The organism is Streptococcus sp. 27098_8_12 (assembly GCF_041432115.1).
GTDB lineage: Bacteria > Bacillota > Bacilli > Lactobacillales > Streptococcaceae > Streptococcus > Streptococcus parasanguinis_V.
In genome coordinates, this window is the sequence record NZ_JAPVZA010000002.1 from 71,722 (window position 1) to 88,837 (window position 17,116).

The following is a 17,116-nucleotide window of genomic DNA, read 5'->3' on the forward strand; positions in this document are numbered from 1 at the left end:
TCATCATTCTTGTAAAAAAACTAACGAAGCGATTTCTTCACTTCGTTAGTTCATTAATTCTGTAACAACACTCACGGCGCTGAGAGCATAGAGTGGTGCTGTTTCTGCTCGTAGGATGCGAGGCCCAAGTCCTGCAAGGACTGCTCCTTTAGCTGTAAAACTTTCAATTTCTGCAGGAGATAAACCACCTTCTGGTCCAAAGATAAAGAGCAATTTGCTTCCAGCTTGCAATCCGGTCAGAGACTGAAGTAAAGCTGCTGCCTCTCCTTCTTTAGCCGACTCTTCATAAGCCACCACGATCCGATCAAACTGTTCTAACTGAGCCAGAAAGTCTGCCTTTTTCTCAAAAAGGGTAATACTTGGGACCAAATTCCGCTTGCTTTGCTCGGCTGCTCCAAGGGCGATTTTTTCTAGTTTCTCGACCTTTTTACCCAATTTCTTGCCGTCCCACTTGGCAACGGACCAGTCTGCAGGGAAGGCCCAGATCTGGCTAGCACCGAGTTCGGTTACTTTCTGAGTGATGAACTCGAGCTTGTCTCCCTTGGGAAAGCCTGATGCGATGGTCACTTGGACTGGCAGTTCCACATTATCAGCTAATTCTTCGATTAGCTCCAACTGACGGGCTTCTACATTGACCACGCGCGCCAAGCGCTTGATCCCGTCATCAAAGACTAGAGTAACTTCGTCCTCTTCTTTTAGGCGCATAACCTGAAACATATGCTTGCTGGTTTCCTTGTCCTCGATGGTGACTGGTGAGCTAGCCAAGCCTTTTACAAAATACTGCTGCATGCTAGCCTCCAATCACACCGGAGACATCCTTGGTCTTCTTGAAGACGCAGGCGTTCCATTCCCCTTGGATCATATGGGTTTCAAGGAAAAATCCAGCTGCTTCTGCTGACTCACGGACCATGTCCCACTTGTCCCTGATAATGCCACTCATGATCAGGTAACCTTCGTCCTTGACCAAGCGATAAGCATCATCCGTCAGATGAATGAGGATATCCGCCAAGATATTGGCCACGATAACATCTGCTTCAATCTCCACACCTTTGAGCAAATCACCTGGGGCTACATGGATATTTTCCATGCCAGGGTTGAGTTCAATATTCTCCTGAGCAACTCGAACCGCTACATCATCCAGATCATAGGCAAAGATTTCCTTAGCACCCAGAAGTGAGCTAGCAATAGAAAGGACACCGGAACCTGTCCCCACATCTAACACCGTTTCCCCACCACGAAGAACCTGCTCCAAGGCAAAGAGGCTCATCTTAGTCGTAGGATGCGTTCCAGTTCCGAAGGCCATACCAGGATCTAGCTTGATAATCTTTTCTCCAGCCGTCGCCTCATAGTCTGTCCATGACGGCACGATGGTCAAATCATGGGTAATGCGAGCTGGTTCATAGTATTTCTTCCAGTTGTCGGCCCAATCTTCCTCAGCCAGAGCAGTCGTCCCCATCTTGACCTCACCCAGATCCATAAAGTCTGTCAATTCTGCTAAGCGAGCCTGCAAGTCCGCTTCAACCGCAGCTACATCGACCGTCTCCGGGTAGTAGGCCGTCACCACGATTTCTTCTTGCTGCTCGACCTCAGGAAAAATCTCACCGAAACGGTCGACATTCCCCACATAGTCCATGCTGTCTTCAATCGCTACCCCTTGGGCGCCTAATTCAATCAAGAGGTTGGAGACCAGCTCCTCTCCCTCACGCTTGACTGTAACTTTTAACTCTTGCCATGTTTCCATCATTAAGATACCAAGCCCGTAAAACACAAAGCCAAAATAGGAAACTCTCTGAAGACACTTGTGTCTATGAGAAGTTTATCTTTTTGGCATAGTGTTTAGGGTGGGTTCAGTTTAGAAATTTAACCGAACCGTCCTTTCTATTTCTCTATCAATTTTTTCATGTAGACCATATCCATGCCTTCTTTTTCAGGCTCGATATGGGTTTGATGGTAGCCATTCTTCTCGTAGAAGGCGACCATGCCTGCATCTTGTAACACCGTACACAAATCCCATTGTGTGATGGTTGGAAATTCTTTTTCCAGCAAGCTCAAACCTTTAGATCCATACCCTTTTCCCTGATACGGAGGCAGAATCGCTGCGGTCCCTAACCAAGCTTCCGTTAACTCTTCATTGGTCTGAACTCGTAAAAATCCGATGTTTTCTTCATCTTTTTTTACAAAGTAGTAATAGCTATTGGGACGCTCTGCCAGTTTCCATTTGATTCGTTCACGGTCCTCCAGATAAGGATCATATTCATCTTTGTATTTTTCATAAACTGCCTTAAAACTGGCTCTTTGAATGGCAATAATGGTTTCTAAATCTTCCGCCCCTGCTCTCTCAAGTCTTATCATAAACTTTCCTCCACATAATCTCTCACGCGTTCTTGTAATTGTGGAACAACCCGATCTGAGGCCAAAAACTCTTCAAAGCTCACTAACTTGTAGCCCTGTCCCTCATCTCCAAAGTCAATGTGTTCAAACTCTTCTTGTGATAGGTTTCCAACTAGAAAAACAAACTGTTTCTTCTCATCCAAGATGCCAGGAAAGATCCAAGACCAGATGACCTCCTCTTTAGATAGTTGGATGTTCAATTCCTCATAAACCTCACGCGCCACACACTCAAAAGGGGTCTCATTTCCTTCCCGACCCCCACCTGGCAAGTCCCACATATTAGGGTAAGGAATCGTTTCTTTATCATCGCGCAAGATGGTCAAAATTTGCCTATCACAAATCAAGGCAATTTTACAACCCGTAAATTCGAACCGTGCTTCTATGCAATCCTCAAGCATGAGCTTTCCCTCCTAATATCTTGGATAGGGATAAAAGGTGCTTTCTTCCAGGCCAACTTTGCCTTCTTCAAAAACTTCTTGGTTCCATACGATCTCAAAGCTCTCTGCTTCTTCGTCTGCTAAGAAATCCATGAGCTCATCCAAGGCCAGCTCAGCTGTATCTCGAAGGAAAGTCGCAAAATAGGCTAGAAACTCACGAGACAAGCCTTTTTTAGGCTCATAAGGAATCGCTGTTAAATAAGCATCTTCTTCCACATGAGACTTGGCTGGATTGTAGAAGAGCACGGCTTCTTCAAAGAAAATATCCTCATCAGACTCTTCGCCAGCTTCATCAACCAGTGCAACCCCTCCCGTATTCTGTGCTTCCAAGAGAAAAGCCACTTCTACCGCATGGTTTTTCTTATCCCAATTGATCTCAAAATCAAAGGGAAAAACCTTGTCCATCTCCTCTTCTAAAACATCCAAAAATCCGTATTTAGACATAGCGTCCTCTTTCTAAATTCCCACTCTTAGAGCGGAATATGATACAATAGTTACTACAATCTTACCATAAAAAACGCCTCTTTGAAAGGAGACAAAGCTAGAAAGGAGAAGGAAATGCCCGACAATCTCGCACTCCGTATGCGACCACGGACGATCGATCAAGTCATCGGTCAACAGCACCTGGTCGGAGAAGGCAAAATCATTCGTCGCATGGTCGAAGCCAATCGTCTGTCCTCTATGATTCTCTATGGACCTCCGGGGATCGGAAAGACCAGTATTGCTTCTGCGATCGCAGGAACCACTAAGTATGCCTTTCGGACCTTTAATGCAACAGTTGACAGTAAAAAACGCCTCCAAGAAATCGCAGAGGAGGCCAAATTTTCTGGTGGCTTAGTCCTTCTTTTGGACGAAATCCATCGCCTTGATAAAACCAAACAAGATTTTCTCCTGCCTTTGCTCGAAAGCGGTCTGGTCATGATGATCGGTGCAACAACTGAAAATCCCTTTTTCTCTGTCACACCCGCTATTCGTAGCCGCGTACAAATCTTTGAGCTGGAACCATTGACGACGGAGGAGATCAAGCAAGCTCTGAAAACGGCGCTGGATGATCCCGAGCGTGGCTTTGATTTTCCAATCGTGCTCGATGAGGACGCTTTGGATTTCATCGCTACCTCAACCAATGGAGATCTTCGCTCTGCCTTTAATTCTCTCGATCTGGCGGTCCTGTCGACTTCTGAAAATGCAGAAGGGATCCGCCATATTACGCTAGAGATCATGGAAAACAGCCTCCAGCGCAGCTACATCACCATGGACAAAGATGGAGACGGCCACTACGATGTGCTCTCTGCCCTACAAAAGTCTATCCGCGGTTCGGATGTCGATGCCAGTCTCCACTACGCTGCTCGTTTGATCGAAGCCGGAGATCTACCCAGCCTAGCTCGTCGCTTGACTGTCATCGCTTATGAGGATATCGGTCTAGCCAATCCAGATGCGCAGATCCATACTGTAACAGCCCTTCAAGCAGCTGAGCGCATCGGCTTTCCTGAGGCCCGCATTCTCATCGCCAACATCGTCATCGATCTAGCCCTTTCGCCTAAATCTAACTCAGCCTACGTTGCCATGGATAAGGCGCTAGCTGATCTTAGAAGTTCTGGCAACCTTCCTATTCCTCGCCACCTCCGCGATGGTCATTATGCCGGAAGCAAGGAGCTGGGAAATGCGCAAAACTATAAATATCCCCACAACTACCCTGGCAACTGGGTCAAGCAGGACTACCTGCCAGATAAGCTCAAACACGCGTCCTACTTTATTCCCAATGAAAATGGCAAGTACGAGCGTGCTCTCGGAGCCACCAAGGAGAAGATTGAGCAATTCAAGAAAAAGTGACATCGGTTTCAAAAAATTGAGATTTTCCCTTGAAATATTTTCAAAATGTGGTATCATATACATATAGAAACGCTGTGGTGTACGACTTCACACTTAAGTGTTGACCGACTATTTTTTGTATTATTAGGGAAACAAAAGACTTCTGGCAGTATGCAGGCCGTTTCACGCGGAAGCAGCTAAGTCAGAGCGAGTTGCCCACCTGCTTAATTGCGCGGGTTCAATACAAATCGTGAAGTTTCGGCACCAATACAGCTTTTTATATTTGCCTCCTTAGCTCAGTTGGTAGAGCAGTAGACTCTTAATCTATGGGTCGCAGGTTCGAGCCCTGCAGGGGGCATCTAAATCAACAGGAAAAAGCCTTGTTTTATAAGGCTTTTTTGCTTGTCTATAACTGATTTGCCCCATCATTTGCCCCACATTTTTTTATGAGCAATCTTTCCAGACATCTCTGATTTGATTAAATTCCTCAAAAATTTTCTCTTCTAAAGTGTGTCCATATACTTCTACTAACATTGAAATATCTCTATGCCCTAGAATTTTTGCAATAACGCCAAGGTCAAATCCTTTATGCCAGAGGTAGCTTCCATAGGTATGACGTGCTCCTTTTGTCGTGATAATTGGATAAATATCTAATTCATTTAAAAGAACACTTAAAGCTTTATTGACACTTGCAATATCTGGTACCAAGTGAATATATCCATAATGCTAAAAAATCATTTTATACCTATTCTTGATTCCTAGCTCTTTATTAGCCTTCTCCTGTTCAATTTTTAGGACTTGTAATATCTTAATACATTCTTCGTCTATCGGAACCATCCGAATAGACGTTTTATTTTTTGGTGGAACAAACTTATGAGAGAGAGTATTATACCTCCTGTATGTTTTTAACAATCCTCTGTCAAAATCAACCTCATTCCAAGTTAACGCTACTAACTCTCCAAACCTCATGCCTGTTTTTAATAGAAAATAGACGATATAAGGAACAATTGAACGTTGGTAATCGAATTTTCTCTTTACTGCTAAAAGTAAATCCAGATAGTCCTTTTCTGTATGTAAATATTTCTCTTCTGTCATCTGTTGTTCTTTGGATGAAAACAACTCGACATGTTGTGTAAAATCATCTATTAGAACTTTGTCAGCAATTGCCATTTGGATGCTCTGATGAATCCCAGTATTCAATCTACCAAGAAAATTTCTACCAACTGTTTGCCCATACTTATTCATTATTCTTTGGTATTCACTCGCACGAATTTGAGTGACTTTTTTATTTCCAAATAATCTTTCAATTGTGTTTTTACGGAGAAGATATTTTTTCTTTGTCTCTTCCGACCTACTACTCGGTAGAATTTTTAGTTCAAGCCATTCTTGATATAGATCTACAAGAGAAATATCTCTAGAAATTCTTTTTCCTAAACGAAGTTCTTGCAGAATCGGTTCAGCTTCTGACTCTGCAAGTTTTTTTGTTTTAAAACCGCTATTATGAGCAACAGTTTTTCCTTTGTTACGAATTTCATAGGTCCATAAGTTACTATCTCCTCGCTTTCGGTAACGAACACTTGCCATATTACGCCACCTCTGTTCCTAGAATCTCATTTACAACACTTTTGGGAACAACCATCAAACGTTTGCGATTATAAAACGTATAGCCTCGTGATACAAGTAATTCTCTCGCCTGATGAATGATATCATTCGCTGTATGAGGGCGATAGCCCATTTCAATTAATTCTTTGTTACTAATTAAATTATTGTCCATAGTTATCCTCCTTATTTATTTTCTAAATTCAGAAACTCACCTACAAGTAGTTGTAATTCTGTATTTAATTTAGGGAGATTCTGTATTAATACTTCTTTTAATTCTTCCGCAAATTGGTTCGTTTCTTCTCTCAATAGTTTGCGGACTCTTGTTTTTTTCTTTTTGATGCTGTCTGATTTTAAATTTGGAAAAGCCAATGATAACAGTTCAGGATTGTTGAGAAAGATAATTGTAAATGCTCTTTGCTCCACTCGAATATGTTCTAGCTTATAAAATCCGAAATTATCAAGTCGATTCATAACATCTCGGACCATCTCCTCACCAATCGCTTTGGTTCTAAGTTGGAATTCCAGTCTCCACCAAAACGGATTTACAGCCAAATCTAGCTTCTCATCGCGCTTGTGAGCAATGATTTCTTTATTCTTATCATATAACCTAACTTGTACATTACTACCGCTAGAACCCCAATATTTCGTCTCTAATTCACCCCCTCGACCATAGAAGACCTTATGGGTAACACCACCTTTAATATGTTGCAAATTAACGATCTCAGGCCTGTTGAAAATGTCAAATGCCAAATCAAAACGAGACAAACGTACCGTCAATGAATTCAATCTAGCAAAGTACATTAATTGCCTCCATACTTTCATTCCATCAAATTCTTTTAAAGTGTTAGGATTGAAATCAATCCGAATCAATTGTTCACCTCCATAAATGGATAATTGAAAAAATATAATATTGATCGAATCATACTCATTAAAAACTTTAGCTAAAGTAAAGACATCATCTCGAACATTATCATATATTTCAAATGAATCAACTCTTGTACTTATTGCCTGTTTCAGATTTTTGAAAATCCGTCTTAGAGAACCAGTGTCTGTATCCCAGATAACCGTTAGTCTATCGATACTGACATCTAACCTCTGTACTAATTCTCCTACATCACATCGTTCTTGAATGCTTCTTAAATCTTGTATAGAAACCAACAAAATTGTCCCCCCTTCTTTTAGATTTTTTAGGCCTCAGAAACACCGTCAAATCAACGTTTGCTCGTTCCGTCGTTCTTTGGACGTTGTCCTAAGTGTACCTTTTTGCTGGCTGTTAGAATAGCCAGCTTTTGCTTGGCTAGAAATTGTATGGACGACAGTCTGCAGGACTTCGCCTGACTTCCCGTCAGGCTCGTCCCTTGACCTTGTCCACACAATTTCTAGCTCCAAGGCTTCGAATAGTCATAAGTCATAGTCTCGCCCTCAACTTCCTCCTCACTCACTGTCCTTAAACTTACGAACCATTTTGTATAGTTTATAACTTGTTTATAAGTTATAAATATATTTTATAAAAATTATTTTGGATAGTCAACTAAAAACTTGATTTGTAAGTTTATAGGTGATAAAATAAGTTAAAAATAAAATTAGGAGTTTCCCATGACCTTTATTATTCAAAATTTTGGACCCAATTTGGCACGCCTACGCATAGAAAAAGGAGTAAGTCAAACTCAACTTGCGGAAGATTTAGGAATCGGTAAACAATCCATCTCTGACTACGAAAAACAAAAAAGCTATCCTACCTTTGCAAATTTGGATAAGATAGCAGAATATTTTAATGCAACTCCAACCCAACTATTTGGAACTAGTAAAGAAATTGAGTTAGAAAAGAGTGTTCTTGAATCGAATGAATACTCTGACAAAGTAAGTGAGATCTTAAAAGCTGTCAAATACATCGAACATTTCCTACATACTTATGGACAGCACTTAGAGGATTTACTTTATCTAACAAAAGGCAACCAACTATACACAGAAGATGGAGATGAGTTGTATATTGATCCAACTTCTCAGAAAAGAACATTTCATACTCAATATGAACCTGGTTTTATTGTAGCAAGAGAAAAATCTCCACTAGAACTCTTGATTGAAAATAAGGAATTGTTTGATAAATAGAAAAAGCGAGGATAACCTCGCTTCAGATTGAAGTTAAAATCTTTAGAAGACACTTTTATAAGGACTTTGTCTTCAATCTGTGAAAAGGAGTGGAAACTCCTTTTCTTTTTGTAAGTCAGACTGAAACTTCCAAATTGTTTATTTATTTTATTGACATTTTCTATAAAAATAAATATAATAGTTTTATTATCAGACTATACTATATAGGGGGGATTGAAATGAAATTTTCTAATCGTTTACTGCTATTCCTTGCAGGAGTTGTTTTTGTCCTTTTAGGACTTTTCCTATTTACAAACCCAGTAGCTAATCTTGTTGCTTACAGCTGGTGGATTGCATTTGATTTACTGGTTTCTTCTATAGCAGCTATTTTAGGCTATTTCTCTGCACCAAAAGAGCTTCGCTCACCTGTTTATCTTTTCCAAGGGTTTGTTAGTCTTCTCTTAGCTCTTTACCTCGTTGCTTATGGCTTTGTGACCCTGCCGGTCGTCATTCCGACCATTGTAGGAATTTGGTTAATTGTAGAAGCCATTATTGCTTTCTTTAAAGGCAAACGTCTAGGATTGATTTTCCCTATTATTGGTAGCAATATCACGTGGGTAGCCTTGCTTGTATTTTTACTAGGTCTAGTGATTCTGTTCAATCCAGTGGCTACAGGTGTCTTTGTCGTTTATGTCATTGCCTTTTCATTTTTAGTTACTGGCTTCACCTACATTATTGAGGCCTTTCGTAAATAGTCTAGTTGCTATTTCTATCGCATTCAAAAAAGCTGGGAAATCATATTCTCAGCTTTTTCGTCTCTTTAATTATCACTTTTTCGCATTCCATTCTACGTAGAATTGCTCTAAGTATTCTTCCAAAAAGTGATGGCATAGTGCTCTAGCATTCGATAAGTTGCAATAATAACCGGTCGAGAACGGGGCATCGACTCAATCATACTGAAAATAAAAGAGCGAATGTTATCTGCAAAAAGAAAGCTTAGATTCTTTGCGATTTCAACAAAAAAAAAGCACTGTTGGTACTTACCCCAAAAAGTTAGACAAGTAATTTAAGTGAAGGATTTAGTTCTGTATTTCACAGGACTAATGTAAGTGGCTCATTTGGACTATCCTCCTGTTTTGTTTTATCATTTACAGTATAGTCCTTTTAGGCTTTTCTTGTATTTTGAGTTTAACTAGCACCACGGGTATTATTTTTCCTTTTACTTACCAGATAGAAGTTAAAACTTAATTGAAAAGAACCATTTAATTTAACTAATGCATGTTCTTAAAATTTCCTAAGTCTACCAACAGCTCTATCTAAATCTTTCTTTTTAATCAAAATTTTAAAATTGCCTAATTTATAGAATATAAGTTTTGTAATAAAACTTTAATCTTTTATGTAATATATTGTATATTACATAAAAGATTATTGTATGCTACAATTCGCCTTGTATAGCAGTATTTTGTACTATTATACAATATAGGAGATTTTATTCTATCTCTATAAAGTAATAAAGGAGTGTAAGCCCATGGAAAATGTTGTTGTCTCAATTTTTCATATTGAAAGTGAAGCCTTTCAGGCCTTTTCAGAATTAAAACAGTTTGTTCAAACTGAAAATACAAAATTAGCTCAGGCTTCAATTGTAAAAGCTGAAAATGGTGTTATTAACGTCAAAGATAGCTTTGACTTGATGAATTCCCTAGGAGATGATTATTTCGAAGGCGGATTAATTGGTAGTTTAATCGGAATTTTAGGTGGACCACTAGGTGTTCTCTTTGGTTTTGCTACTGGTGGAGCAATTGGCGCCTCCGTTGGTTCAGACAAAGAATTGATCAATTCGGCATTAATTACAACCGTTAGTAAAAAGTTGACTAATGGCGAAGTAGCTATTATTGCACTTGTACAAGAAAATGATGAATCTGTTTTAAATGCTATTTTTGAAAAGTATCAGGTTGACATTGCTAGATGGGATGTCGCTACTGTTGCGGCAGAGATAGAGTCAGCTCTCAAAATTCAAGAAGATTTAGAGCATCAAGCTAAAGCTCGCTTAATTGCGGATAAAAAAGAAGCTCGTCGTGAAAAATTTGATAAATTGAAAGCTAATATTAAAGAGAAATTTTCGAAAAAAAATTAACAGACTGAAGAGACTGAGGTAAAAAGATTTCGATTTTTGAAAATCTTTACTATTAAGCTATTTAAATAAATGGTTTAAATTAATAAAAAAGCGACCAAACGGAGTTTTCTGGCACTTAAACTTCTGTTTGTTCGCTTTTTATGTTAGTCATGTAAATTTGTAGCTAATTTACATGACTTTTCTATATTCTCTAATAATAGGCACTGATGATTTATCATAGGTACACTGGTCTCCTGAATCAAAGCTTATAGAGTTATGGTTCGTCTGGATACGAGGGTCAACATATATAGGTATTATAGGTTTTCTAACCAAATGTGAGTCATTCGTTTTTGCCCCACTTTTGCCCCATTTTGAAATAATTATATTTAAAAACGCTCCAAGTATCTTCTAAAAATAACTTATATTTCAACATTTTTGATTATTTTCAATATGAAAAATTCATACAAATTCATGTAGGGGGCATCTAAATCAACAGGAAAAAGCCTTGAAAACCAAGGCTTTTTTGCTTGTCTTAAGAGTACTTAGCTCACTTTTTTATGAATACAAATAAGCGAGCTTCATGACAAAGCTCGCTTTTATCTAACACATCGTTATAATCTCAAAACCACCTCGGAGGTAGTTTGTTAATGAAAGTCTATATTAGGTATCATAATTCTAACAATAGCTGTTGAACAACTTCCAAAACATCCCTGAAAGAAATAGAAGTTGCATAAGGGTAATGAGACTGATAATTTTCCCAATGACGCGCCAATGTTATATCATCCTTCATCTCATCAATCATATTTTGAAAATCTACTACATCTAACGTTGTCTGACGATAGGAAAATGTTGCCTCGCAAGCTGATCGAAGCTTTTTACTATCCAATCGGCTTTTTTCCATACTATAAATTACATACACATCATAAAAATCCTTGCTTCGAGTGTTAAAGAAAGATCTTCGATAAATCGTTTCTAATTTTTCAGCCAATATTGTCTCCAAATTATAGGCCACGATCTCATAGTCAATCTCTTGAAAGAGACTATGATAACGATAGGAAACGGATTTGGGAGTAATAGGATCACCAGTCGCAATATCTAAAGGAATTGTCTGACGTATATTATCAAGCCGACATAAAATATGGATTCGATAACCACCATAAGGATCTTCATCTTTAATTTCACTTATCTTAGTAATTTCATAATGAACCAAATCATCAGTTAGGATTTCCTTTAAAGTACTTTCTAGTAGAGATTTGTCCATCTTAAATTGTTCTAAAATAAAATCCATATCAGAAGTTGTTCGACTTTCAACACCAATAATATTGGATAAAAGAAATCCTCCCTTGAATACAAAGTTATGACTATACGTACTAGATGCTATCTTTGCAAGTATCGTTTCTAGAAAATAATAAGTTAGCACAACATTGAAATCTACCTGTTTTTCGTTTGAAATTTTATGGCACAGAGCAATCAATCTATCTTTATTCATATAAGACCTCCATCAATGATTGGACGTTTTCGAGCACATGAAACTCTCGCGCATATTTGTAGAGTTTTCGTAGATCTTTTTTTGAAGATTGAATATATCTCTTTAAAGAAGTCGAAAATATTTCCACATCTATCTTTTGTCGCTCGCGAATGAGATCGCATATCGATCTCTCCAAATCATATACCCTTACTTCATTTCCGAAGGACGTTTGTAGCTTTGTCACACCGACTTCATACAATTCTTTCTGGATGAAATGCCTTTTTACCTCCTTAGGAAATCGATGAGGATTATAACCTGTATAGACCGTCACTTCTTTGTATTTAGGGATAACATCTATCAGCCCATGGAGATACAATGCTGATAGATAAGAATAAATCACTTTTTGATGTTGGAGTTGGAAAATGGCATACTCATCATACTGAGACCAATCGGTGATATAAATCCCTCTGGCAACCTTTATGAGTTGACCATTTTCCACCATTCGATTTAGGTAAGGCTTTGGGATCCCTTTTTTAACTACATCAGATGTTCTAATAATAGACTGATGATCTAGCATTTCCTGTATTTGTTTTTGAATCATTTCAGCATTCCTATTGTTGTTACTTCTGTGCTTTTATTATATCATATCACACGCACAAAAGTAACAATAACGATTATTCATAAAAAGATGCCGGACAAATAGCTCCGACATCACTTTCCAAAATCCTCTCTCCAAATATCCTTGACGGTCACATCGTCCCAATTCTTTGGACTGAAGCGGCTGGAGTAGATGGAGGTCCAGTTCACAGTTCACCGGTCCACCACTCGCGCTTCAAAGTGGGCTGGTTTATCGTCTACATTGGTGATGGTGATGTTGTAGGGCTTTCGTTCCGTCACCCCAAATACTTCCTCTACTTCCCCTTGAATCACTATTCCATCGTTTTCTAAATAGAAACTCTTACTTTTATCATTTGGTAAGTCTTTACGCTCTGTTTTGTCTTTTAAAAAAATGAGCTCCGTTATTGTTTGCTTTTCAACATTATAGACTATGTGACTATCTTTCATCCCCCAACCTTTTCGACCGGACAATTTTAACTTAGCATCATCAAATTTTTTAAACTGGAGTTCCGACCTATATTCTAGCTGATCCGTATTGGGATAAACTCTCAATTGAACACTTTGACCAGGCTGGAGGGTGTAGCTTCCATAAGTAAGGATCGAATAAACAAACCAGACTGCAAATGAAGCATATAAGAATCCAATGATCTTTCGTGAACGTTTGCTTGTAAAACGACGCAAAAGCAAGACGAGAGAAATAATAAATATCAGGGGTGTTACCATTTGTCTTCCTTTCTTACCAGCATTGACCCGGTTATGATTTCTACAGCAGCTTTTCATTTCACTCCTAGCCACACTTTCCATCTAGTATACCATAACCTGAAATGATCTAATCACAAGAACCCTACCAAACATTTGACAGCTCTTCACCGAATCCGCTATGATAAGGGTACTTGAAATTCCAAGTTTTCATGCATTTGAAATGTAAGGAGTCCAAAATGAAAATCTATTATTCAAAATTTGTTGGTGTCGGTTATCTAATCTTTGCGGCGGGTGTATCCTTTCAATTTTTCTTTTCTCCCGCTCATGGATTGATCGACTTTTCTCAACTAAATCTTCCCACTGTGATTTCAACCATTCTCTTTTTCGCTGCTATCTACGCAACAATTGCAGGCATCAAAAGACTAACTAGCCACAGAGTCTCCTTTGAATTCACCTTTGAAGGTATTTATGTCTACCCTGGGCTTTTCTTCTCAAAAGAAATCTTCATTCCAAAAGAAGAATTGTTGCGAGCATCTTATGTCGAAGTGGATGTTAGCGACCCTGATCATGTCAACAGCAAGGCTTGCTATTTAGATTTTAACCTCAGAGAAGTCACCCAGTTAGAAAATATTTCTAAATCAAACATCATCATCAATACAAGCACCTTGAAATTGCGTCTCGCCCTTAGCCTCTGTCGATTTAGAGAGGAAGAAAAAGCCGAGTTGGCGACCTATCTAAAAGAAAACTACGGCATTGATTTTTTATATTAGCAAGTAAAAAAGTCCTCCATTAGAGCTTTAGAATGGCGAAATCTTTCCAAGTACTTGAAGGAAGATCACAGAAGAACCATTTTATAGAAAAGAAAAAGCCTTGAAAATTCAAGGCTTTTTTAACTACTCCTAGTTCCCCATTTTCCCTTTGGGTACGAGCAGATAGAAAAATAGCAAATTCAATCCAAATACGGAAACAAAGAGTCCTAATTGAGAGACATCGATCGTTTGTTTCTCAGTCAAATCTTGGATCAGCTTTGTATAATAATAGCCTGGGAAAGCCCGCTGTAGCTTGCTAACTAAGTCCATAAATCCTCCACTTGCGCCAAGCGTATCAAAGGGAATAATGGTCATAGCGGCCAAAATAATGACAGGAAAGCCAATGGTATCAATCGTCTTGGCATCTACCCTGACCCCAAGAACAAAGCCAATCACGCTAAAGTAGATCCCCATCAAGGATAAGAGGAAAAATTGCACCAACAGGCTAGTCGTCACTGGAAAGTGAAAACCTAGAACAGCAACTACTAGTACTGCTAAAAAGATCAAGCTGTTCAAAATCAGTTGTACGATCGATTGATCCCATAAATAGTTCTTGACACTATAGCTTGTAAAGCGGGATTCAAAAGAATAAAACCCGATATCTGAGGCGATTCGCTTACTAAAAGTTGCAAGGCTATTGCCAATGACCCCGATAAATACGGCAATACCTAATAAAATACTTGGCGAAACCCCTTTTTGAAGCTGATAAAAGAAGATATACCAGCCTATGGGTAAAATAATGGTGAATAATACGAAGCGCTTATTTCGTAAAACTTGTTTTAATTGAATCTTTCTCATGCTTGTTCCCTTCCTTTATTCATCTCTTCTCGGAAATACTGCTCAATGGTTTGACCAGCCTGGTGAATGTCCTCAACAGCCTTTGTGGCAGCAATTCGACCATCTTTTAAAATCAAGACTTTTGTAAAAAAGGCATCAATTTGGTTAAAATCATGGGTCACCACAACAGATGTAAACTCTTGCTGCTCCAGCAATTTCCAAAAATTATCCACTGCTTCCAAGTCCATGCCTGTCGTCGGCTCATCTAAAAAAATCAACTTTGGATGATTCAAAATGGTTAACAACAAGGACAAGCGTCTCTTTTGACCACCAGAAAGACTTCCCACCATCTGCTCTCTTGATTCTCTCAATTCGACCATTTCTAAGAGTCCATTGATATCAGCCTGCTTCTGCTGATTCATCCGGCTTTTTAATTCGACGAATTCAGCAACGGTTAGATCCTCGATGAGCAGATCCCCCTGAGGCATCATCCCAATCTCTCTTTGAAAATCAAGCGAAGTCTTTATCGTCCCCGAATCAGCCTGGAGCTGCCCTGCGATAATGTTAAACAGGGTGCTTTTACCTGCCCCATTATTTCCCAGCAAGGCAATTTTGTCTCCTTCTTCTATCGAAAAAGACACCCCCTTTAATACAGCTTTCTCCTTAAACGATTTTGTAATAGATGCTACCTGAAACATAGGATCCCTCTTTTCTTATTGATCTTGTGTCCATTATACTTCGATGGGAAAGCCTTGGAGGCTCTCTGTCAGAATCGGTCAAAAAATTGTCGTGAACGGTCAAAAAAGAGGCTGGGACAAAAGTCCTAGCCTCTCAATTGTCTTTTGATTATCGAGCAAGACGCAGTGGTTGAGTGGGCTCTACTACGCTGATTTCATCAGCTTTTACAGCCCTACTCAACTGTGCGGAGGTGGGACGACGAAATCGAATTCTAACGAATGACCGATTTCTGTCCCACTCTCTCTTCCATTATTCCTTCCAAAAGGTCAGGCTCTGGGTAAATCGGTAGTTTGAACTCTTGGTAGACACTGTCGTTTTGGGATATTTTTCCAGTAATTGTTGGATCTTGTACAAGCCAAGACCGCGGCCATCTCCTTTACTTGAGAAGTCCTTTTCAAAAATTCTAACCAGATCTATTTTTTCAGCTTTTGTACTATTTTCAACGATTAAGATGAGGGAGTTTTCCTCCTGGAGCATGGCAAGAGTCAGCTGTGGGTCGTCTGATTCGAGACTCGCTTCAATAGCATTGTCACAAAGGATGGATAAGAAGGTGATGAAATCTAAAACCTCGATGAATAAATCACGAACAGGTTCATCGATCTCGACAGAGATCCCAATCCCTTTATTTTGCGCTTCCAACAATTTTGCGGACAGAACACTTTTTACAGCTGGATTTTCGATATGACTGAGTTTGGCAATATCAAACTTGCTATCGTAAAATTGTTGGCCACTCTCTCGAAGAACATTCTCATAGACTTCCCTGATCGCATTGAGATCTTCATGCTCAATACTTAACTTGAGACTGGTTAAAATATTCAGGTAATCATGACGAAAGGCACGAATCTCCCCATAGAGCATTTCGACGTGTCGGCTATAGGTGGCTAACTCCTGTAGTTGCCTATCTTTCTGCTCTAGAATTTCTTGTTTCAATCGTTCTTTGGACACTGCATTAAAATACAAGAGGAGCATGAAAAATAAGATCAAATAAATACTATTTAACTGTCCCCGTAAAGCATCTGCATACGGAATAGCATTCTCAAAAGCCACCAGACCTACAACACTGACTAAATACACAAACATAGAAAGATCCATTGGGAGTAAGAAACGATTAAAATACTGACGTTGGAATCCTACTTTTAGATCTGTAAAATCTAGTTTTAACAGCTTGGTGATTCCTAAATAGACAGGAAAGACTAGCAATTCAAGTAGAGCATCGTACCAGCTGACAGACGCCTCATGAACAAGTATAACCCCCAGCATTGGAAAGACATAAAAGGCTAAGAGACGCCCAATGAGACTCTCCATGACAACTGGGTAGAGCCCATAAAAAATATTCAAAAGGGGTCGTATGTTACGATTTCGATAGAAACTATAGGCAATAAATACTAAGAAATAGCCAAAAAAACCTACCGGTGGCACAAGGGTAAAGACGACTGCAAAGAAGAAGGGGCACAAAAAGAGCCAGCGCCAGGCGAACTCTTGTCTACTAATATGACGATAGATCAGCATGCTGACGAAGAACTTTAAGTAAGATATTAGAATATTTAACAGCAATTCTTTCTCC

The 17,116-nt window shown here is 39.2% G+C and carries 19 protein-coding genes, 1 tRNA gene, 1 other RNA gene and 1 pseudogene; 7 read left to right on the forward strand and 15 right to left on the reverse strand.

The window, feature by feature from the left end:
- Positions 1 to 45 precede the first annotated feature (45 nt).
- The 5 genes from O3629_RS01120 to O3629_RS01140 all read right to left on the reverse strand — a co-directional run bounded on the left by O3629_RS01120 (position 46) and on the right by O3629_RS01140 (position 3,272).
- Positions 46 to 789 (reverse strand): 16S rRNA (uracil(1498)-N(3))-methyltransferase, encoded by a 744-nt coding sequence (locus O3629_RS01120; RefSeq protein ID WP_371608589.1) that lies wholly within the window; start codon positions 787 to 789, stop codon positions 46 to 48.
- A 1-nt stretch (position 790) separates the two neighbouring features.
- Positions 791 to 1,741: a 50S ribosomal protein L11 methyltransferase gene (gene prmA, locus O3629_RS01125; protein ID WP_371608619.1), complete on the reverse strand. Its 951-nt coding sequence runs from the start codon at positions 1,739 to 1,741 to the stop codon at positions 791 to 793.
- Positions 1,742 to 1,878: 137 nt separating this feature from the next.
- Positions 1,879 to 2,352: a GNAT family N-acetyltransferase gene (locus O3629_RS01130; RefSeq protein ID WP_371608590.1), complete on the reverse strand. Its 474-nt coding sequence runs from the start codon at positions 2,350 to 2,352 to the stop codon at positions 1,879 to 1,881.
- On the reverse strand, positions 2,349 to 2,789 hold the full coding sequence (locus tag O3629_RS01135; RefSeq protein WP_371608591.1) for an NUDIX hydrolase: 441 nt from the start codon (positions 2,787 to 2,789) through the stop codon (positions 2,349 to 2,351). Before O3629_RS01135 ends, O3629_RS01130 begins: the two co-directional genes overlap by 4 nt.
- Positions 2,790 to 2,801: 12 nt before the next feature.
- The gene (locus tag O3629_RS01140; protein WP_003009881.1) at positions 2,802 to 3,272 is read right to left on the reverse strand and encodes a DUF3013 family protein; all 471 of its coding nucleotides are present in this window, start codon (positions 3,270 to 3,272) and stop codon (positions 2,802 to 2,804) included.
- A gap of 114 nt (positions 3,273 to 3,386) precedes the next feature.
- Here O3629_RS01140 and O3629_RS01145 point away from each other — a divergent pair, with 114 nt between their 5' ends.
- The 3 genes from O3629_RS01145 (at position 3,387) to O3629_RS01155 (ending at position 4,995) form a co-directional block, all read left to right on the forward strand.
- Positions 3,387 to 4,658 carry a replication-associated recombination protein A gene (locus O3629_RS01145; protein ID WP_371608592.1) on the forward strand — a complete coding sequence of 424 codons (1,272 nt, stop codon included), beginning with the start codon at positions 3,387 to 3,389 and terminating at the stop codon, positions 4,656 to 4,658.
- 66 nt (positions 4,659 to 4,724) lie between these two features.
- A non-coding RNA gene (gene ssrS / locus O3629_RS01150) (6S RNA) lies at positions 4,725 to 4,917 on the forward strand.
- Positions 4,918 to 4,922: 5 nt separating this feature from the next.
- A tRNA-Lys gene (locus O3629_RS01155) sits at positions 4,923 to 4,995 on the forward strand.
- Between the two features lie 86 nt (positions 4,996 to 5,081).
- On the opposite strand, the pseudogene O3629_RS01160 reads toward O3629_RS01155, so the two are convergent.
- The 4 genes and pseudogenes from O3629_RS01160 to O3629_RS01175 all read right to left on the reverse strand — a co-directional run bounded on the left by O3629_RS01160 (position 5,082) and on the right by O3629_RS01175 (position 7,628).
- A pseudogene (locus O3629_RS01160) lies at positions 5,082 to 6,221 on the reverse strand (tyrosine-type recombinase/integrase).
- Between the two features lies 1 nt (position 6,222).
- Positions 6,223 to 6,411, reverse strand: coding sequence for a DUF3173 domain-containing protein (locus O3629_RS01165; RefSeq protein ID WP_000369785.1), 189 nt, complete (start codon positions 6,409 to 6,411; stop codon positions 6,223 to 6,225).
- Positions 6,412 to 6,422: 11 nt separating this feature from the next.
- Positions 6,423 to 7,400: a replication initiation protein gene (locus O3629_RS01170; protein WP_371608593.1), complete on the reverse strand. Its 978-nt coding sequence runs from the start codon at positions 7,398 to 7,400 to the stop codon at positions 6,423 to 6,425.
- Between the two features lie 45 nt (positions 7,401 to 7,445).
- A complete protein-coding gene (locus O3629_RS01175) occupies positions 7,446 to 7,628 on the reverse strand; it encodes a hypothetical protein (protein ID WP_082901105.1) in 183 nt (60 codons plus the stop codon).
- 207 nt (positions 7,629 to 7,835) lie between these two features.
- Here O3629_RS01175 and O3629_RS01180 point away from each other — a divergent pair, with 207 nt between their 5' ends.
- The 3 genes from O3629_RS01180 (at position 7,836) to O3629_RS01190 (ending at position 10,461) form a co-directional block, all read left to right on the forward strand.
- Positions 7,836 to 8,348 carry a helix-turn-helix domain-containing protein gene (locus O3629_RS01180; RefSeq protein WP_024052628.1) on the forward strand — a complete coding sequence of 171 codons (513 nt, stop codon included), beginning with the start codon at positions 7,836 to 7,838 and terminating at the stop codon, positions 8,346 to 8,348.
- A gap of 218 nt (positions 8,349 to 8,566) precedes the next feature.
- The gene (locus O3629_RS01185; protein WP_037611159.1) at positions 8,567 to 9,082 is read left to right on the forward strand and encodes a DUF308 domain-containing protein; all 516 of its coding nucleotides are present in this window, start codon (positions 8,567 to 8,569) and stop codon (positions 9,080 to 9,082) included.
- Positions 9,083 to 9,855: 773 nt separating this feature from the next.
- Positions 9,856 to 10,461 (forward strand): DUF1269 domain-containing protein, encoded by a 606-nt coding sequence (locus O3629_RS01190; RefSeq protein WP_037611158.1) that lies wholly within the window; start codon positions 9,856 to 9,858, stop codon positions 10,459 to 10,461.
- Positions 10,462 to 11,107: 646 nt separating this feature from the next.
- Here the strand turns inward: O3629_RS01190 and O3629_RS01195 are convergent.
- From O3629_RS01195 to O3629_RS01205, 3 genes are all read right to left on the reverse strand, one after another.
- Entirely contained in the window at positions 11,108 to 11,929 is an 822-nt protein-coding gene (locus O3629_RS01195; RefSeq protein WP_371608594.1) for a nucleotidyl transferase AbiEii/AbiGii toxin family protein, read from the reverse strand.
- On the reverse strand, positions 11,922 to 12,509 hold the full coding sequence (locus O3629_RS01200) for a type IV toxin-antitoxin system AbiEi family antitoxin domain-containing protein (RefSeq protein WP_003004721.1): 588 nt from the start codon (positions 12,507 to 12,509) through the stop codon (positions 11,922 to 11,924). The genes O3629_RS01195 and O3629_RS01200 overlap by 8 nt, the downstream gene beginning before the upstream one ends.
- A gap of 209 nt (positions 12,510 to 12,718) precedes the next feature.
- A complete protein-coding gene (locus tag O3629_RS01205; RefSeq protein ID WP_024056220.1) occupies positions 12,719 to 13,249 on the reverse strand; it encodes a hypothetical protein in 531 nt (176 codons plus the stop codon).
- A gap of 215 nt (positions 13,250 to 13,464) precedes the next feature.
- Between O3629_RS01205 and O3629_RS01210 the strand changes: the two genes are divergently transcribed.
- Positions 13,465 to 13,998 carry a hypothetical protein gene (locus O3629_RS01210; RefSeq protein ID WP_371608595.1) on the forward strand — a complete coding sequence of 178 codons (534 nt, stop codon included), beginning with the start codon at positions 13,465 to 13,467 and terminating at the stop codon, positions 13,996 to 13,998.
- A gap of 129 nt (positions 13,999 to 14,127) precedes the next feature.
- On the opposite strand, the gene O3629_RS01215 is transcribed toward O3629_RS01210, so the two are convergent.
- The 3 genes from O3629_RS01215 to O3629_RS01225 form a co-directional block, all read right to left on the reverse strand.
- Entirely contained in the window at positions 14,128 to 14,835 is a 708-nt protein-coding gene (locus O3629_RS01215; RefSeq protein ID WP_371608596.1) for an ABC transporter, read from the reverse strand.
- The gene (locus O3629_RS01220) at positions 14,832 to 15,512 is read right to left on the reverse strand and encodes an ABC transporter ATP-binding protein (RefSeq protein WP_347089457.1); all 681 of its coding nucleotides are present in this window, start codon (positions 15,510 to 15,512) and stop codon (positions 14,832 to 14,834) included. The genes O3629_RS01215 and O3629_RS01220 overlap by 4 nt, the downstream gene beginning before the upstream one ends.
- A 289-nt stretch (positions 15,513 to 15,801) precedes the next feature.
- Positions 15,802 to 17,106 (reverse strand): sensor histidine kinase, encoded by a 1,305-nt coding sequence (locus O3629_RS01225; protein WP_021154308.1) that lies wholly within the window; start codon positions 17,104 to 17,106, stop codon positions 15,802 to 15,804.
- Between the last annotated feature and the right edge of the window lie 10 nt (positions 17,107 to 17,116).